General features: G+C 38.5%; 14 protein-coding genes and 2 tRNA genes. 4 read left to right on the top strand and 12 right to left on the bottom strand.

Translation table 11 applies throughout. The features are described 5' to 3' along the window. Nucleotides 1-59: 59 nt before the first annotated feature. The 9 genes from HUK45_RS02655 to yycF all read right to left on the bottom strand — a co-directional run bounded on the left by HUK45_RS02655 (nucleotide 60) and on the right by yycF (nucleotide 9,838). Nucleotides 60-1,142, bottom strand: coding sequence for a YSIRK-type signal peptide-containing protein (locus HUK45_RS02655; protein WP_191910969.1), 1,083 nt, complete (start codon nucleotides 1,140-1,142; stop codon nucleotides 60-62). Nucleotides 1,143-1,405: 263 nt separating this feature from the next. Continuing rightward, nucleotides 1,406-1,885: a 23S rRNA (pseudouridine(1915)-N(3))-methyltransferase RlmH gene (gene rlmH / locus HUK45_RS02650; protein ID WP_191910995.1), complete on the bottom strand. Its 480-nt coding sequence runs from the start codon at nucleotides 1,883-1,885 to the stop codon at nucleotides 1,406-1,408. A 455-nt stretch (nucleotides 1,886-2,340) separates the two neighbouring features. After that, nucleotides 2,341-2,838: a phosphatidylglycerophosphatase A family protein gene (locus HUK45_RS02645; protein WP_191910968.1), complete on the bottom strand. Its 498-nt coding sequence runs from the start codon at nucleotides 2,836-2,838 to the stop codon at nucleotides 2,341-2,343. A gap of 128 nt (nucleotides 2,839-2,966) precedes the next feature. Further along, nucleotides 2,967-4,208: a S1C family serine protease gene (locus tag HUK45_RS02640; RefSeq protein ID WP_191910967.1), complete on the bottom strand. Its 1,242-nt coding sequence runs from the start codon at nucleotides 4,206-4,208 to the stop codon at nucleotides 2,967-2,969. A gap of 91 nt (nucleotides 4,209-4,299) precedes the next feature. Beyond that, nucleotides 4,300-5,106 carry an MBL fold metallo-hydrolase gene (locus HUK45_RS02635; protein WP_191910966.1) on the bottom strand — a complete coding sequence of 269 codons (807 nt, stop codon included), beginning with the start codon at nucleotides 5,104-5,106 and terminating at the stop codon, nucleotides 4,300-4,302. Between the two features lie 14 nt (nucleotides 5,107-5,120). Beyond that, entirely contained in the window at nucleotides 5,121-5,963 is an 843-nt protein-coding gene (locus tag HUK45_RS02630) for a two-component system regulatory protein YycI (RefSeq protein ID WP_191910965.1), read from the bottom strand. A gap of 15 nt (nucleotides 5,964-5,978) precedes the next feature. Further along, the gene (locus HUK45_RS02625; RefSeq protein ID WP_191910964.1) at nucleotides 5,979-7,271 is read right to left on the bottom strand and encodes a YycH family regulatory protein; all 1,293 of its coding nucleotides are present in this window, start codon (nucleotides 7,269-7,271) and stop codon (nucleotides 5,979-5,981) included. Continuing rightward, a complete protein-coding gene (walK, locus tag HUK45_RS02620; protein WP_191910963.1) occupies nucleotides 7,249-9,117 on the bottom strand; it encodes a cell wall metabolism sensor histidine kinase WalK in 1,869 nt (622 codons plus the stop codon). The genes HUK45_RS02625 and walK overlap by 23 nt, the downstream gene beginning before the upstream one ends. Before the next feature lie 13 nt (nucleotides 9,118-9,130). Then, nucleotides 9,131-9,838 (bottom strand): response regulator YycF, encoded by a 708-nt coding sequence (gene yycF, locus HUK45_RS02615; RefSeq protein WP_191910962.1) that lies wholly within the window; start codon nucleotides 9,836-9,838, stop codon nucleotides 9,131-9,133. 250 nt (nucleotides 9,839-10,088) lie between these two features. On the opposite strand from yycF, the gene HUK45_RS02610 reads away from it, so the two are divergent. Next, nucleotides 10,089-10,161, top strand: a tRNA-Lys gene (locus HUK45_RS02610). Between the two features lie 114 nt (nucleotides 10,162-10,275). Further along, nucleotides 10,276-10,983 (top strand): MerR family transcriptional regulator, encoded by a 708-nt coding sequence (locus tag HUK45_RS02605; RefSeq protein WP_191910961.1) that lies wholly within the window; start codon nucleotides 10,276-10,278, stop codon nucleotides 10,981-10,983. Between the two features lie 45 nt (nucleotides 10,984-11,028). On the opposite strand, the gene HUK45_RS02600 is transcribed toward HUK45_RS02605, so the two are convergent. After that, nucleotides 11,029-11,673, bottom strand: a complete 645-nt coding sequence (locus HUK45_RS02600) for an HAD family hydrolase (RefSeq protein ID WP_191910960.1) — start codon at nucleotides 11,671-11,673, stop codon at nucleotides 11,029-11,031. A gap of 167 nt (nucleotides 11,674-11,840) precedes the next feature. On the opposite strand from HUK45_RS02600, the gene HUK45_RS02595 reads away from it, so the two are divergent. After that, nucleotides 11,841-11,913: transfer RNA gene (locus tag HUK45_RS02595), tRNA-Lys, on the top strand. A gap of 77 nt (nucleotides 11,914-11,990) precedes the next feature. Further along, a complete protein-coding gene (locus tag HUK45_RS02590) occupies nucleotides 11,991-12,221 on the top strand; it encodes a hypothetical protein (RefSeq protein ID WP_191910959.1) in 231 nt (76 codons plus the stop codon). Between the two features lie 262 nt (nucleotides 12,222-12,483). Here the strand turns inward: HUK45_RS02590 and HUK45_RS02585 are convergent, their stop codons facing one another. Both HUK45_RS02585 and HUK45_RS02580 read right to left on the bottom strand, forming a co-directional pair. Then, nucleotides 12,484-13,473, bottom strand: a complete 990-nt coding sequence (locus HUK45_RS02585; protein ID WP_191910958.1) for an asparaginase — start codon at nucleotides 13,471-13,473, stop codon at nucleotides 12,484-12,486. Between the two features lie 128 nt (nucleotides 13,474-13,601). Then, the gene (locus HUK45_RS02580; RefSeq protein WP_191910957.1) at nucleotides 13,602-14,804 is read right to left on the bottom strand and encodes an MDR family MFS transporter; all 1,203 of its coding nucleotides are present in this window, start codon (nucleotides 14,802-14,804) and stop codon (nucleotides 13,602-13,604) included. Nucleotides 14,805-14,858: the final 54 nt, after the last annotated feature.

The following is a 14,858-nucleotide window of genomic DNA, read 5'->3' as shown; positions in this document are numbered from 1 at the left end:
TACCCCGTCAACTTCTCCTGCCTGGTAACTATCAAATGAATCTTTATCCGTGGTCCACTCTATGTTGTCTCATTTGTCCACGGGTTAGTAATAATATCACGATTAAACACTACCGTCTGCACAATTTCTCTTGTTGTTCCATCTGGTAAGTACAGGATAATTGTCCGAGTGACCGTGTTTGTTTCTGTCCTGACTTCATTTTTCTTCATCATGACATCGATCGTTACCGTATTAGAATCACTATTCACTGTTGTCCCCTTAACCACTGATTGGTTAGCTGAAAAACCATCTTTAGGAACAACCATGTAGTCCTGGAACGTTAGACTTGGTTGCCAGTCTTGAACAACATATTGGTTGGTGTACTTGTCATACCTTACAACCCTGGTAAACGTCACTACTTGGTGGTTGAGGATTTCCTTATTAGTCCCATAGTGACCATAGATAATCTGCTCAACATCTTTACTTTCTGTCTTTTCTTCAATAATGTGCCTTACGTAGACTGAGATACTTTGTAAAGGTTCACCAGTCACTTCAAATTCTTGAGGTTGATTTCCCACGATTTCTAATCCTGCAGGCAGGTAATTAAGAATTTCATCCATCATGATTTTATCGCCCGGATTTTTTCCAGGGATATAAACATAGTCAGGAAGGACATTATTATAGTCATCTTGATCATGGAACTTAATTTCTACCCCATTCTGTTGTGAGATATCTGAAGCAGGGTCGCTAGTTGAGCCTACCGTTCCCCCCCCCATAATTTCTGGAGTAGCGCTGGTTACTGGTTGTGTACTAGGTGGCGTCTGATCTTGTACTGCACTTGCTGAGTTTGCCACCACTTGCGAAGTAACTTCACCCGAAACTGGTGTCGCTTCTGCTGTACTACTACTCGCTACCTCATCATTGTCCGATTGCCTCGCACTTTCATTCCCGGTAATTTCTACTGGTTGGGGCGTTGCTAGCTCCGTTTGAACCGCTTGTTCTCCTTGATTAACTGTTTCATCGGCCGAAGCACTACTCGCACCAAGGAAAGTTAATCCTAAAAGTACGGATGCTACACCAATGCTTAATTTTCGAAGACCAAACCGCTGTTTTTGCGGTTGACCTTTGCGAATCATCATTTGTATATTTTTCTTTGATAACATGTGTTAATCCTCCTATGAGTTAGTAATAAAAAGTAGCATTATTACAAAGTTACTTCCTATCTATCCGCACTATTTCATAGGGGGTTAAACCTATATTTATCCGCTTTTAGATACATTATTGTAATATCCTTGTAATCTCTATGTAACATATTACTATAGCGTCATCACAAGGGAAATATTATTAAGTTGGATCATAATATTTCTTAAGGATTTGATCAAAGAAAGTTCACAAACGAAAAATTGATTGTTTGTGAACTTTTTTATTATTTATGATAAGGTAGCCCATTAATAATGGTAAATGCCCGGTAAACTTGTTCAGTTAATACCAGCCGCATTAACTGGTGAGGCAGGGTAAAGCGACCAAATGAAATTTGAGTATTTGCACGTTTTAAGACTTCCGGACTAAGACCTAAAGAACCACCAATCACAAAGGTAATATCACTATGACCATACGTGGTTAATTGGTTAATCTCCTTGGCAAATTCTTCTGAAGTCCGTTCCTTTCCCTTTATTGCTAAGGCATAAACATATTCTTTATCCTTAATTTTCTCCAGAATTCGTTCGCCTTCCTTCGCCATTACTTCAGCCATTTCTGCTTGACTCAGTGACTCTGGTGCCTTTTCATCCGGAACTTCGACAATTTGGAATTTACAAAAACGCCCAAGTCGCTTTGAGTATTCCGCAATTCCTGCTTTAAAATACTTTTCTTTTAATTTGCCAACACCAATAATTTTAATATTCAACTTATCCACCACTTTCAACATTTTATCCACAGAGTTATCCACAGGCAATTGATTATAGTTTCCTTTTTTCCGAATGTTCGGTAGAAAAATTAGTATGAATGCGCTTACCGATTTTTTACTTATCCACAGTTATCAACAAAAACAACCGTTCGTTAGTAACGCTCAAACTATCTGATATGACAACGATCTAATCTTGCTGATTCTTAGTTAATCCACTTATCCACAACACAATCTCTAGCTTGTGGATAAGTTTTACACACCTGTTAATGACTGTTATCAAAGCACTTTTACAATAGTAAAATAATTTCACGGATTTTTTCACTAACTTTTCCACAAGCTAATTCACAGCCAATTTTGGTTAAAAAATAACACGGATAGTGGTTCCTAAATCACGATCCGTGGTTAGCTGAATGTTTAACTAGCTGAATAGTTCTATCATTCGTTATTTCTTTAGGTTAAGCATACTTGTGAGCAATCTTTCCACAAACTGCTGCTACAATTGCTGAAAGCAGATCATCAATAAAAGTATTAACATGCAAATCCGATGTATCGAACTTCTTCATGATTCCAGACTTAACCCGGTCAAAATAGCCAAAGTTTGTTGTTCCAATTGTTCCATAAATCGTTGCAATTTGAAGAGCGATTGTTTCGTCTACTCCAAATACTCCAGCATCATTTTTAATAATTGAAGCAAGTGGCTCATCGACTTGTCCTTCTTCTGTTAACCGATCTAATTCCAACATTACCATTGCGTTATTCATTAGTTCTCGCTTATGCATAACGTCAACAACAGCATCTTCACACTCTTTCAGTGTAACTTCAGGTTCATACTGACGCTGAGTTTCATAAACAATCTTTGCCAAATCTGATTGGGTTACCCCACGTTTTGCAAGCCGGTCTACTACAAAATCATAGGCCTTAGTATCAGGATACTTAAATTTAGGATTATTCATCGTCATTTCTCCCCACTTTTATTAATGGTTTTATTATAATGCAAATAACATTAGGGACAACCTACTTCAATTTTCAATAAAAAAGCAGGATGAAAACGAACCGTCTTTTCTCCTGCTTCATACTTAATTTATTTTGCCAGCTTCAATGTCGCTGTATGAGACTGACCATCACGGTAATAAGTTACCTTAGTCGTATCGCCAACTTTATACTTATATAGTGCTGACTTCAGCGAACTAGTATTAGTGATCTTAGTATCGCCAAGTTTGGTAATAACATCATACTGTTCAAGGCCCGCTGTTTGCGCATTTGAGCCACTCTGAACATCCATGATAACAACACCCTTAGTAATATTTGATGGTAATTTAAGAACCGACTGCTGTTGATCAGTTGTTACCCGACTTAAGTCAATCATACTAATCCCCAGTGACGGCCGAGAAATCTTACCGTCCTTAATTAACTGGTTAATAATCTTAACTACTTCGTTACTTGGAATAGCAAAGCCCATCCCCTCAACGGAAGAACCATCACTACTCCCGGCTAACTTCATTGAGTTAATTCCGATTACTTGACCAGCCATGTTAATTAACGGACCACCAGAATTACCTGAATTAATTGCTGCGTCAGTTTGGATGACAGAAGTTAACGTCCCATCTGTACCACTCTTTAGCGTCCGACTCTTTGCAGAAATAATCCCCTTAGTCACGGTATTAGCATATTCACTACCCATTGGTGAACCAATTGCTAAGACGTCTTGACCAGCCGCAATTGAGTTTGAGTTCCCGAATTCAGCAACCGTTTTAACGTTAGCTGAGTTTATCTTTAAAACTGCTAAATCAGTCGCGGAATCTGAACCAACAAGACTAGCATTTACCTTGCGCCCATTACTTAGAATTACTTGCAAAGCATTTGAGCCCTTAACAACATGGTTATTAGTAACAATATAGGCAGAATTACCGCTCTTCTTATAAATTACCCCGGATCCTTCGCTGGCTGTCTGGAGTTTACCAGAGTTTTGTGAACTATCTGAATTAGAAGAGTCACCGCTAGTTTGACCACCAAACATCCCCATAATTCCTTGATTGGATGACTGAACTTCCTGTTTATTAATAACACTTACAACAGCATCCTTTGTAGAATCATAAGCCTTCGTCGCTTGGTTGCTTAAGTTCGCTTTATTTTTATTTACTTTGGTTCCTCCAGACTTGTTTGATCCTGCAGGAACGTTCGTACTAGAAGTTTGAACATGATTTTCAATCACATTACCAATTCCTAGCGAAAGCCCGCCACCGATTAGACCAGCGACAAGGCCAACTCCAGCCACCTTTAGCCAAAATTTATTTTTGGTATCTCGCGGTTTTTGGTCACTCATCGAATAACTCCCCCAATCTCATAATTATCAAGTTCAATATATCGTTAAATTATGAAAAAAGCTTGAATTTTCATCTGTCTTTTGATGACTATTACACTGTTAAAAGTTTACTTGGCTTATCTGGCTCTGCATCCACAAGTTGGAAATCATGGTTAACACCAAAATCATGTCTCTCCATCATTGTTGCAACGGTTAGGTGAGCTAACGAACGCATATTATTATGCTGACTCCGGTGACCTAAGAAGATGCGCTTAGTCCGCGAGCCAAGGACATCCATCAATGCATCCGCTCCCTCTTCATTAGAAAGGTGTCCCGTATCGCTTAGGATCCGTTGTTTTAACGGCCAAGAATATGGACCCATCCGTAGCATTTCCGTATCATGATTACACTCCATTAGGTAGGCGTCTGCATTTCGAATCGTCCCCTCAACCCGGTCAGAAACATAACCAGTATCCGTAATGATACAAAAGGTCTTGTTATTATGGTGAACCTGATAGAATTGAGGTTCCGCTGCATCATGAGAAACAGCAAAACTTTCAACGTCAATGTCTCCTAGATCCTTAACACTATTTGGTGCAATAATATGCTTTTGTTCTAACGGAACTTTACCAATTTTATTGGCCATTGCATCCCAAGTTCCCTGGTTTGCATAGATATCCATTCCATAACGCCGGGCAAGCACTCCAACTCCATGACAGTGGTCGGTATGTTCATGCGTTACAAAAATAGCATCAACATCTGTTAGTGACCGATCAATCTTCGCCATTAAATTTTCGATTCGTTTGCCACTTAATCCGGCATCAATCAAGATTCGGTGCTCATTGGTTTCCAAGTAAGTTACATTCCCTGTACTCCCACTCGCTAAAATACTGTAACGTAATGGGTCCTGTTCTGTCACCTCAGATTACTCCTTTACTTCTGATTTAGTGCTTCAGTATTAACACTAGTAGTTGTATTTTTCATTATGGTACTGTTAAAAGCATTAATTGAGATTCGCTCAACTGCCCCCGAGTTCTTCGTTTTAATCTCCGCAACCCAGGTTGGAATATAAACATTCCGGTTGTTAGTATTTGTACTTAGTAATCTTGAATACCCTAACTGAACCCACCGAATTCGTGAATTATTTGGAATCTGATTATGTTTGTACAGCCAAACAACAGCTCGTTTTTGACTAATCGTGGCAGTCTCTGGGCGAAGAATTCGTACGCCCTCCAAAAAGGTCTGCGTATAGCTCGTTACTTCATGATTCGAATTTACTCGAAAGCGAATTTGTCCATCATTATTCATTACCGGCCGTCCTTCAACCATTTGTGTGTAAACAATTACACGTTTTGTTGAAAGATTTGGGTTGTATTGGTAATGCTTCCCTAATGCTATCTGATGGCTGTTATGAACTAGCTCATTTAACCGAACATTAGGTGTTTCAATATTGACGTTAATTGGATCATTAAATTCACTCGTCAAGGTATTGCTTGAAAAGTGTGTTTCTTGATTATGAAGACGGGTCGATGCAGCATCTAACGCACCATCTTCAGTAGAACGGTAGCCTGAAAGGTAGTACCCTTTTTGCTGACCGCCATTTATTTTTCCATAACTAATCGAATCATCTTTCATTTCCTTCAAGATTACAGATGAGCGACTGCTTTGATTATTCGTTACGATAAAGCGGTTTTCAACCAATAATGAACTCGCAATAATTACATCAAAGAGCAAGAAAGCAAAGAAAAAGATCCATTGAATTCGTTTAAAGTCCATTTTCCAACGCCCCCCTTACTTCTGTAATTCGGTGTAGTCAACCCACTGTCCATGATAGTCAACAAAGTAGGTTGGCGTTAATTTAACAGTACTGTTATCACTTGTATTTTCTTTCCAAAGGTAACCAACCCTGATTCCTTTAATATCCTTAAGCCGGTTACTTGCCCGAAGCTGCTTAAAGACCGTCGTCGTTGAAGGAAGACGAACTGGCTTATGGTTAATCGGCAATGGAACTTGAATGCTGTATAAACTCAACCAGGTTTTGTTCATTCCATTAACCTTTGATGACATCCGAATATCACCATACCCAGCAGAGTTAAAAATTGGAAATCCTTCGACATAACTCCGGTAATTAATGTTCCGCTGGTGATCACTAATCCCATCATAGCGGAGATTATCCATTGGAATTCCGGTTTTAGCGATTCGATTAAAGAAATAACTATATAGCTGACTAGATTTTGGCACATCATCATGACTTACGTAGTTCTCATAACGGACAGTACCATTTTGATGATTATAAATTACCCGTTTATTTTCGCCATCACGATAAACAGTTGTGTTTCCCTTATGTTCAGTTGTAATTGAAGACTGCTTATTTGTACTAATAAGATTTTGACTTAAGGTATCAATATTTTGCGCTGTTACCTGGTAGCCAAAAACCGGTAACGTAAAACTCTTTGGGTAAAGAAGCATCGTTTGACCGTGAATGATCTTATGATCAACTTCTACCTTTGACGTCCCCTTAATTAAGGAAGTTAAACTACTATTTTTCTTTGCTTGACTAATCCGTGCCCGGTAGACTTTATAACCGCGATCATTTAGTAAATAAATATTCCGTGGATTATTTAATGGAATTAAAATATGGTCAATCTGCTTAACCCGACTAGTATCAATCGACTGCGAAAAGGTTTCGTTAAAAATTGTTCCCGTAATACTATCCGGATAACTTACCATTAGCGAATTAGGCTGGTGAAGATAGCTAAGGTAAACGTCGCTATTATCACTTTTTACCAGACTAGCACGTCCCAACTGATAACCGCGTAATTGGTGTCGAATAGTCGTAATTAAATTTTTCCGTGAGCTATATAGTAAAAATTGTTGCTGGTTAGCATCAACGTGTACTACTTGAGTCGGTAAGTATAGATCACCGATTAACTGGGGTGTATTGAGGCTCCGTGAGTTCGAACTATCTCTTGTTCGCTCGTATTGTATAGGGTTAGACCAGATTGCAGCAGTTAAGAATAAACTAATTACTACTACAATGGTTAACGCAATGGCTAACCAATTAGTTTTGATCTTTTTGATCATCCCACTCGTCCCCCTCTTCATATGGTACGTATGGCAAGGAAATGTAGAAAGTTGAACCTTTACCTTCAACACTATCAACCCAAATCTGACCACCGAGCATGTTTACAACCTCTTTGGAGATGGCAAGGCCAAGCCCTGTACCTCCCTGTTTTCGGCTTCGTGCCTTATCAACCCGGAAGAAGCGGTCAAAGATATGGCCTAAATCCTTTCGTGGGATTCCAAGGCCCTGGTCAGAAATACTCATAATAACATGGTTGTGCGTTTCTAGTAACCGGGCAGTAATTACACCACCATCTGGAGAATACTTAATCGCATTATTCATGATATTATCAATAACTTGGGTAAACTTATCGGTATCAATTTCAACCCATAGATCCTTCTTGGTAAAGAAGCGTTCGATCGTGTACTTTTTCTTTTTCGGGTCCTCTTCCTTCTTAATAATCATATCGAACCGATTCAGAATATAGTTAAAAAGCTCATTAATATTAACGTACTCGAGGTTTAACTTTGTGGTACCGGCATCCATCCGTGAAAGGCTCAGTAGGTCGTTAATCATCCGAATCATTCGTTCAGTTTCATCCTGAACAACCTTTAAAAATTGGGGCGCAATTTCTTTATCTTGCCACGCACCGTCACTCAATGCTTCAACATAACTCTTAACACTGGTTAATGGCGTCCGTAATTCATGGGAAACATTAGAAACGAATTCTTTTCGCTCCTGTTCCTCTTTTTGCTGACTAGTAACGTCGTGAAGAACACAGACTAGTCCGCTAACAAATCCGGATTCTCGCTGAATTGGTGAGAAGTAAGCATTCAATATCAAATTACTTCCTGAATTTGACATATCAAGAATCATTTCTTTCTGTTCGCTATTAACAAGCTGCCGAACAGTATAATCGTGACGAATATCAAGAACATCAATAATTGATTTTCCGATTAGCTCATCTTCATGTTCTACCCCTAATAACTGGAGTGCCATATTGTTAACAATCGTTACGTTGCCTCGCCGGTCCGTTGCTAAAACACCATCAGACATGTGTGATAGAACGCTATCCAACCGCCGCCGCTCAGAATCACTTGACTCCTGTGCCTCTTCAACCCGAACTGAGAGGTTATTAACTGCCCCAGCTAATTGACCTAATTCATCGTTTCCCATTACCCGAACTTGCCCTGAAAAATCACCACGAGCAATTCGAAGAGTTTGTTTCCGCATTTCTTCAATCGGTCGAGTTATTTCCTGGGAAATAATAATTGCTAGCAATAGTCCGATTACGATCGTGATCAACGCTGCAGAAAGGTAAATTAAAGTGATGCTGTTAATATTTGAGTAAACACTCTCTAAGCTGGCACGAAGGTAGACAACCCCAACCACGTTATTATTACTGTTGTCTACTAACGGAATAATATTAACGTAGTAACGTGTATGGTTGCTATTATCATAGACGTTTTCGGTGTGAGAACGGTTATTAACCAGCGTTGCCTTTACCATTTGCTCGGTAGTTTTTTGACCAATCATATTTCGATTATCGAAATTACTGGTTCCGCGAACGACGCCTTGACTATCAATTACCCGAATTTCTGAGATATTGTTATTGTTAACTTCAGCCAAAATTTTCCGGATATTTTGATTAGCCTTCTTATGGTTAGTATTTACTAACTGTTCACTTAACGAATTATCCACGTAAGAAGGAAGCTCAATTGTTTGCTTAAACGTATTTAAATTCTGATGTTCCAATTGACGCACAAAAACCGCCCCAACGCATTCCAACGTTAACATTAACATTAACGCGAAAACGAGGGCGATTTTAAATTTGATTGACTGATAAAATTTTAATTTGCTGTTCACAACTGGCTAGCCTCTAATTTTGATCAGGATTTGCTAAGTAGTAACCAACACCACGACGAGTAATTAACCATTGAGGATGACTTGGGTTATCTTCAATCTTTTCCCGTAATCGCCGAACCGTAACATCAACAGTCCGCACATCACCAAAGTAATCGTATCCCCACACCGTCTGTAATAGATACTCACGATTAATTACTTGTCCAATATGTTCCGCAAGGTAGTGAAGAAGCTCAAATTCACGATGAGTCAAATTGATATTTTCACCACGTTTTGAAACTGTATATGCTTCTGAGTGAATTACTAAGTCACCAACTTGAATATCAGTATTATTATCCTCTTCAGCGGGTGCCTTAACTGCCGCTTGACGACGAAGGTTTGCTTTTACCCGAGCAACTAATTCACGATTAGAAAATGGCTTGGTAACATAATCATCAGCACCAAGTTCTAGCCCAAGGACTTTATCCAATTCAGAGTCCTTAGCAGTAACCATGATAATTGGGGTAGTGTGCTTTGCCCGTACTCGCTTAGCTACTTCAAGGCCGTCAATCTTAGGCAACATTAAGTCCAGAATAATTAAATCAGGATTTTCTCCTTCAACTTTTTCTAGGGCTTCTTCCCCGTCAAAGGCAACGACTACTTCATAGCCTTCTTTTTCGAGATTAAATTTGATGATATCTGAAATTGGCTTTTCGTCATCAACAACTAAGATTTTTTTTGCCATATCAATACTTACCTCCACATAGGTACAGTTGATTATTATTGTTATTAAGGACTGAAAATCTAGTAATTTTCAGTTTTGTTTATGATTTTAATTAATCCACTAAAAGGGCGAAAATTCACTAATAGATCGCCCAGTTACTCTTTTAACATTATACCACATCAGTAAAAGATCAATTTAAATTCCAATAAATTATTGACAGTATTAAAGAATGATGATACATTTATATATGTTCTGATTGAACAAGATATATGGGCAGTTAGCTCAGCTGGCAGAGCAACGGACTCTTAATCCGTGGGTCCAGGGTTCGATCCCCTGACTGCCCATCAGAGGTTTACAAGATCACTATTTTGGTGGTCTTTTTCTTTTTTAAATTTGTTCTTGATTGTTACCCAACGTCATTACGTAAGATAAAACTATTTAGAAAGGAGGAATAGCCAGTGCTTACTAGCGGACAGTTAGCTCAACGATGTCATACTTCTATTAGAACAGTTCAATACTATGATCAAAAGGGATTACTCCATGCCAAAAGGACTCCGAGTAATCGACGAGCTTATGATGAAAAAGATCTGCTACGTCTACAGCAAATTATTACTTACCGCAAACTAGGATTTAAGCTTAAAGATATCCAAAGATTAATTGAAAATAAACAAACAGCTCATGTTCTATCATCTTTAATTGATAAGCAAACCAACCTGCTACAACAGCAACTTCACCAAACTAAATCACAGCTTGAAGGATTAAAATATCTAAAGAAACAGCTCAACTCAATGGATAATTTTTCAACCAAATTACAAGAAGAGGTGTTATCTAGTATGAACATGACCAAAGAACTTCATCATTTACGATTAAAATTAGTTGTATGGGGACTCATTGTTGATATTCTTCTTTGGGGAAGTCTAATATATGTTGTTTATCAAGGTACTTCAATTTGGTGGTTTATTTTAGGATTTATTTTCTCTCTTATTATCTGCGGAAAGATTACTTATTCCTACTATCAACACTCATTATATCTATGTCCTCATTGTCATTCTGAATTTGTTCCTTTATTTAGAGAGTGGATTTTGGCCGTTCATACCCCAAATATGAAGAAACTAACCTGTCCCCATTGCCAACAAAAGAACTTCTGCATTGAAGAGTACCGATAAAGCAATCCCCGAATGCCCTAAAACTGACATTCGGGGATTTATTACTTATTCATCTAACTCATTATCTTCCCATACCTTACGAATCATTGGGTATTTCAAATCACCAATTTGACTTACTTGGTACTTAGCTGCCTTAAGTTCATCAGCGTTGCCAACGCCAATTGAAATAACGTTAGTCGCATTCATTTGTTCAATTTGCTTAGCGTTAGAGCCAATCCCGACACAAGCAGCTGGCTGAACGTTTAACTCTTGGCTTGCTTTTAAATATGGATTCTCGTCGTCTAATGGTGAGACAAAGGCATCAAAGAAGTCATCAACCTTTAATTTTTGTAAAATTTCCTTTGCATGTCCATCAACATCATTAACAGCAATATCGACATAATGATCATAGAAATTATTTAGTAAGCGTTTGGCATTCGGATAAAGCTGCTCCTCACCGATTCCATTAATTACCTTACTGTACATTTCATACTGCTCGTTAAGTAACTCATCCTCATTAGCATCAGTTTGGTTAAAATGCTTCAAGATAATTGCTAATGCTTGATGACGATCTAATCCAGCAACTTGACTAGCCATTTTTCCTGGTAATCCCATTCCAAACTCGTACATTGCTAGCTCTCGCCACGCTTGGAATTGAAGTTTATCGGTATCTAAGATAATTTTGTTTAAACTAAGAATTGCACCCTTCATTATTGTCATTCCCTTGCTTTATATTCTTAACTCCTACTTTACAGATACTGATAGTGATATTCAATCATTTCCCCTTAAACTTGGAAACTGATAATTTTACTTTCTTCAAAAAAATCCTTGCAAATCTAATTAAAGATTGATAAGATAATACCTGTTGTCAATGACATGGGCAGTTAGCTCAGCTGGCAGAGCAACGGACTCTTAATCCGTGGGTCCAGGGTTCGATCCCCTGACTGCCCATTATTAAAAGGTCACCGATTATTCGGTGGCCTTTTTTGTTATACTTATTAATAATATGCATTTACGAGGTGATTACTATGTTAATCGCTTACTTGGTGTTTCTCCTCATCGCATTAGGAATTATCTATATCGGCTTTCAAATTTACAAAGGAAATTCAGCTTATTTTCAATTGTTATACGGTCAGCTTCTTAACAAAAAGGATAAAGATAATTACATTAAACTTCACCACCGTGCATTAGGATTACTATATATTGGTATTGGAATAATTACGGTTATTATTCTTACCTTTTTTCAATTTAAGCATTAGCAAAACCTAAAAACTACCGTTACCAGCATTGCAACAAATCAACGCCAGACTTTTGTTTTCACTCATATGTATTTAAGCCAAATTAAAGTAGAACTTGTGGTATTTACTACGGGTCCCATTTTGTTCTATATATAAAGCAAAGAAGGAAACCACCTAAGATTAGTTCAGAATGAAAATAATCTTAGGTGATTTCCTTCTTAATTTCTATCTAAGTGCTTGAAAATTAATTTCGAGCATCTTTCAAATAACTAGATCCTTTTTATCAAAGACTAACCTCACCAACAACATTCCGATCGAAGAACTTTGCAACTTGATGAACATCCATTTCTTGTCCTAAGGCCCACATTAACTTGGTGATGGTACTTTCAGAAGTCATATCATGAGCACTGATTGCTCCCTTTAGCAAAGCCTCGCGTCCAACCTCGTACTTAGTTAAATCACTCCGCTCGTATAAGCACTGGCTTGTTGCAATTACGGGGATCCCATTTTTAATTAATTCACCGATCGCACCAACCATGTTGCGACGAATGAAGTTCATTCCACCAAGCCCATACCCTTCAATTACAATTCCCTTACAACCATTTTCAACCATCGCAAATAGGAGTTGTGGGTCAAATCCAGGGAATAACTTAACTAGGGATACATGAGGATCAATCTTCGTGTTTAATGTACAGTGATCGGCATGGGGAAAGTTGGCTTGTTGCGGATTAAAAACTAAGCCATCCGACGTTACTGTCGCAACTGGTGGAACATTAACACTTTCAAAAGCATTAAAGTTCGTTGTCCGTACCTTCACGCTCCGACAACCCAACATTACCTTCTCGCTAAAGGCTAAATAAATGCCCGGCCGACACGTTGCAGCTGCCGCAAATGCCAACCGTAAGTTATCTGGAGCATCACTCAAGATTACGTTAATCGGTACTTGACTTCCCGTAAGGACTACTGGCAAGTTAATTCCCTGCAACATAAATGAGAGCATTGACGCCGTATAGGCCATTGTATCGGTCCCATGCGAAACGACAATGCCGTCATAATCGTTTCGGTACTCATAAATTTTTTTAGCAATAAACTCCCATTCTTCGGGCTGAATATTTGATGAGTCTAGCTGTAAAATATCGCGGACTTCAATTTCATACGGAAGTTGACCAAGCATCTGAATTAACCCTTCACCAGATTCTCGAGGAACTAATCCTGAATCTGAAGCAACTGATGCAATGGTTCCTCCCGTTGAAAGTAATAGTATCTTTTTCATTTGTTCTTGCTCCATCGTCTTATTTAACGTTGATTATACAACATAATTTCATTCTACAGAAAAAGGAAGTACTAGCAGGCACTAAGAGACTTGCTTCATACTTCCAAATCATTTCCCGGGTAATATTTTTAATAATGAACTGTTCGTGATTGATTAGACTTAACCACAATGAAGACAATTGCCAAGGTAACAAAAACAGCTACCGCACAAACGACGAACAAAATCCGATAACTGGAAAGTTCAATCAAAATTCCGCCAAATAATGGTCCAATTGCCTTTCCAAGTGACGAAAAAGCATTCAGGATTCCCTGATACTTCCCTTTAATGTTAACCGGTGATAGTTCATTAACAATCGCTGGCATAGTCGGAAAGGCCGTTGCTTCTCCGATAGTTAGCACTGTCATTGCTAAAACAAACCAAATGTAGGACTTAGCAAATAACAATAGAACAAAGGAAAAGCCTACTGTGAAGAGTCCAAGAAATACTTGCAAATATAAGTTTGAATGGTACCGATTAATCCAAGTAATAATTAACTGGATAATCACAATTAAGACCCCGTTAAGCGTCCACAACAGACTGTATTTTGTCATTGAGATTCCCTGATCTGTCATAAAGACAGAAAGGTTACTTGCCCATTGTTCATACATTGTCCAAATAATCATTAAGGCTGCAAAGAAGGTCCAGCTAATTATTAAGTTACTAACCGGCATCTTCACTTGCTTCTCACCATCTTCAACTTCCACATCTACTTCCCGATTACTCCTTCGACTACTCTCATTATCCTTAAAAAAGAAAAAGACAACGGCACTAAAAAGGACATAAAGAACTGTCGTAATTGAGAACATTGGTGAAATATTACCATGAGCATACTGATAAAGCGGACCGACAATTGTTGTTCCGATCACCATTCCTAAATTATTGGCAAAGTACAACATGTTAAAAACATACCGACCATCTTGTCCAGACTGGGTTCCGTAAGAGTTCACCATGGTAATTATCCAACCATTCATAAAGCCGACGCCAGTCAATAGGATTCCATAAACTGGCCAACCATTAAATGCAATCAATAATCCCATGATTACAGTTGCCGTAACTGTCCCGCCAAGCATTAATTGCCGCGGATTCTTCTTATCGAATAATGTTCCGGCGATATAACTCCCCACAACATTAGCACCGGAATACAAAAGCAGGACAATCCCTGAAACAGTTAATGATTCATGAAGCTGTTGGTGCATGTAAATGGTAGTTAACGGCCAAACAAAACTATTACCGATACTCCCTAAAAACATTCCCAATAGCAACCATTTTAATTCAATTCCTTGACGGTTCATCTTACGCCTCCTCTTTCCTTAATCACCTTTTTAATAAGACAGATCTATCATCTT

This window comes from Limosilactobacillus urinaemulieris (genome assembly GCF_014838745.1).
GTDB classification, from domain to species: Bacteria; Bacillota; Bacilli; order Lactobacillales; family Lactobacillaceae; genus Limosilactobacillus; species Limosilactobacillus urinaemulieris.
Note: the sequence above shows the minus strand (reverse complement) of the source record. Positions and strands in the feature narration are given on the sequence as shown.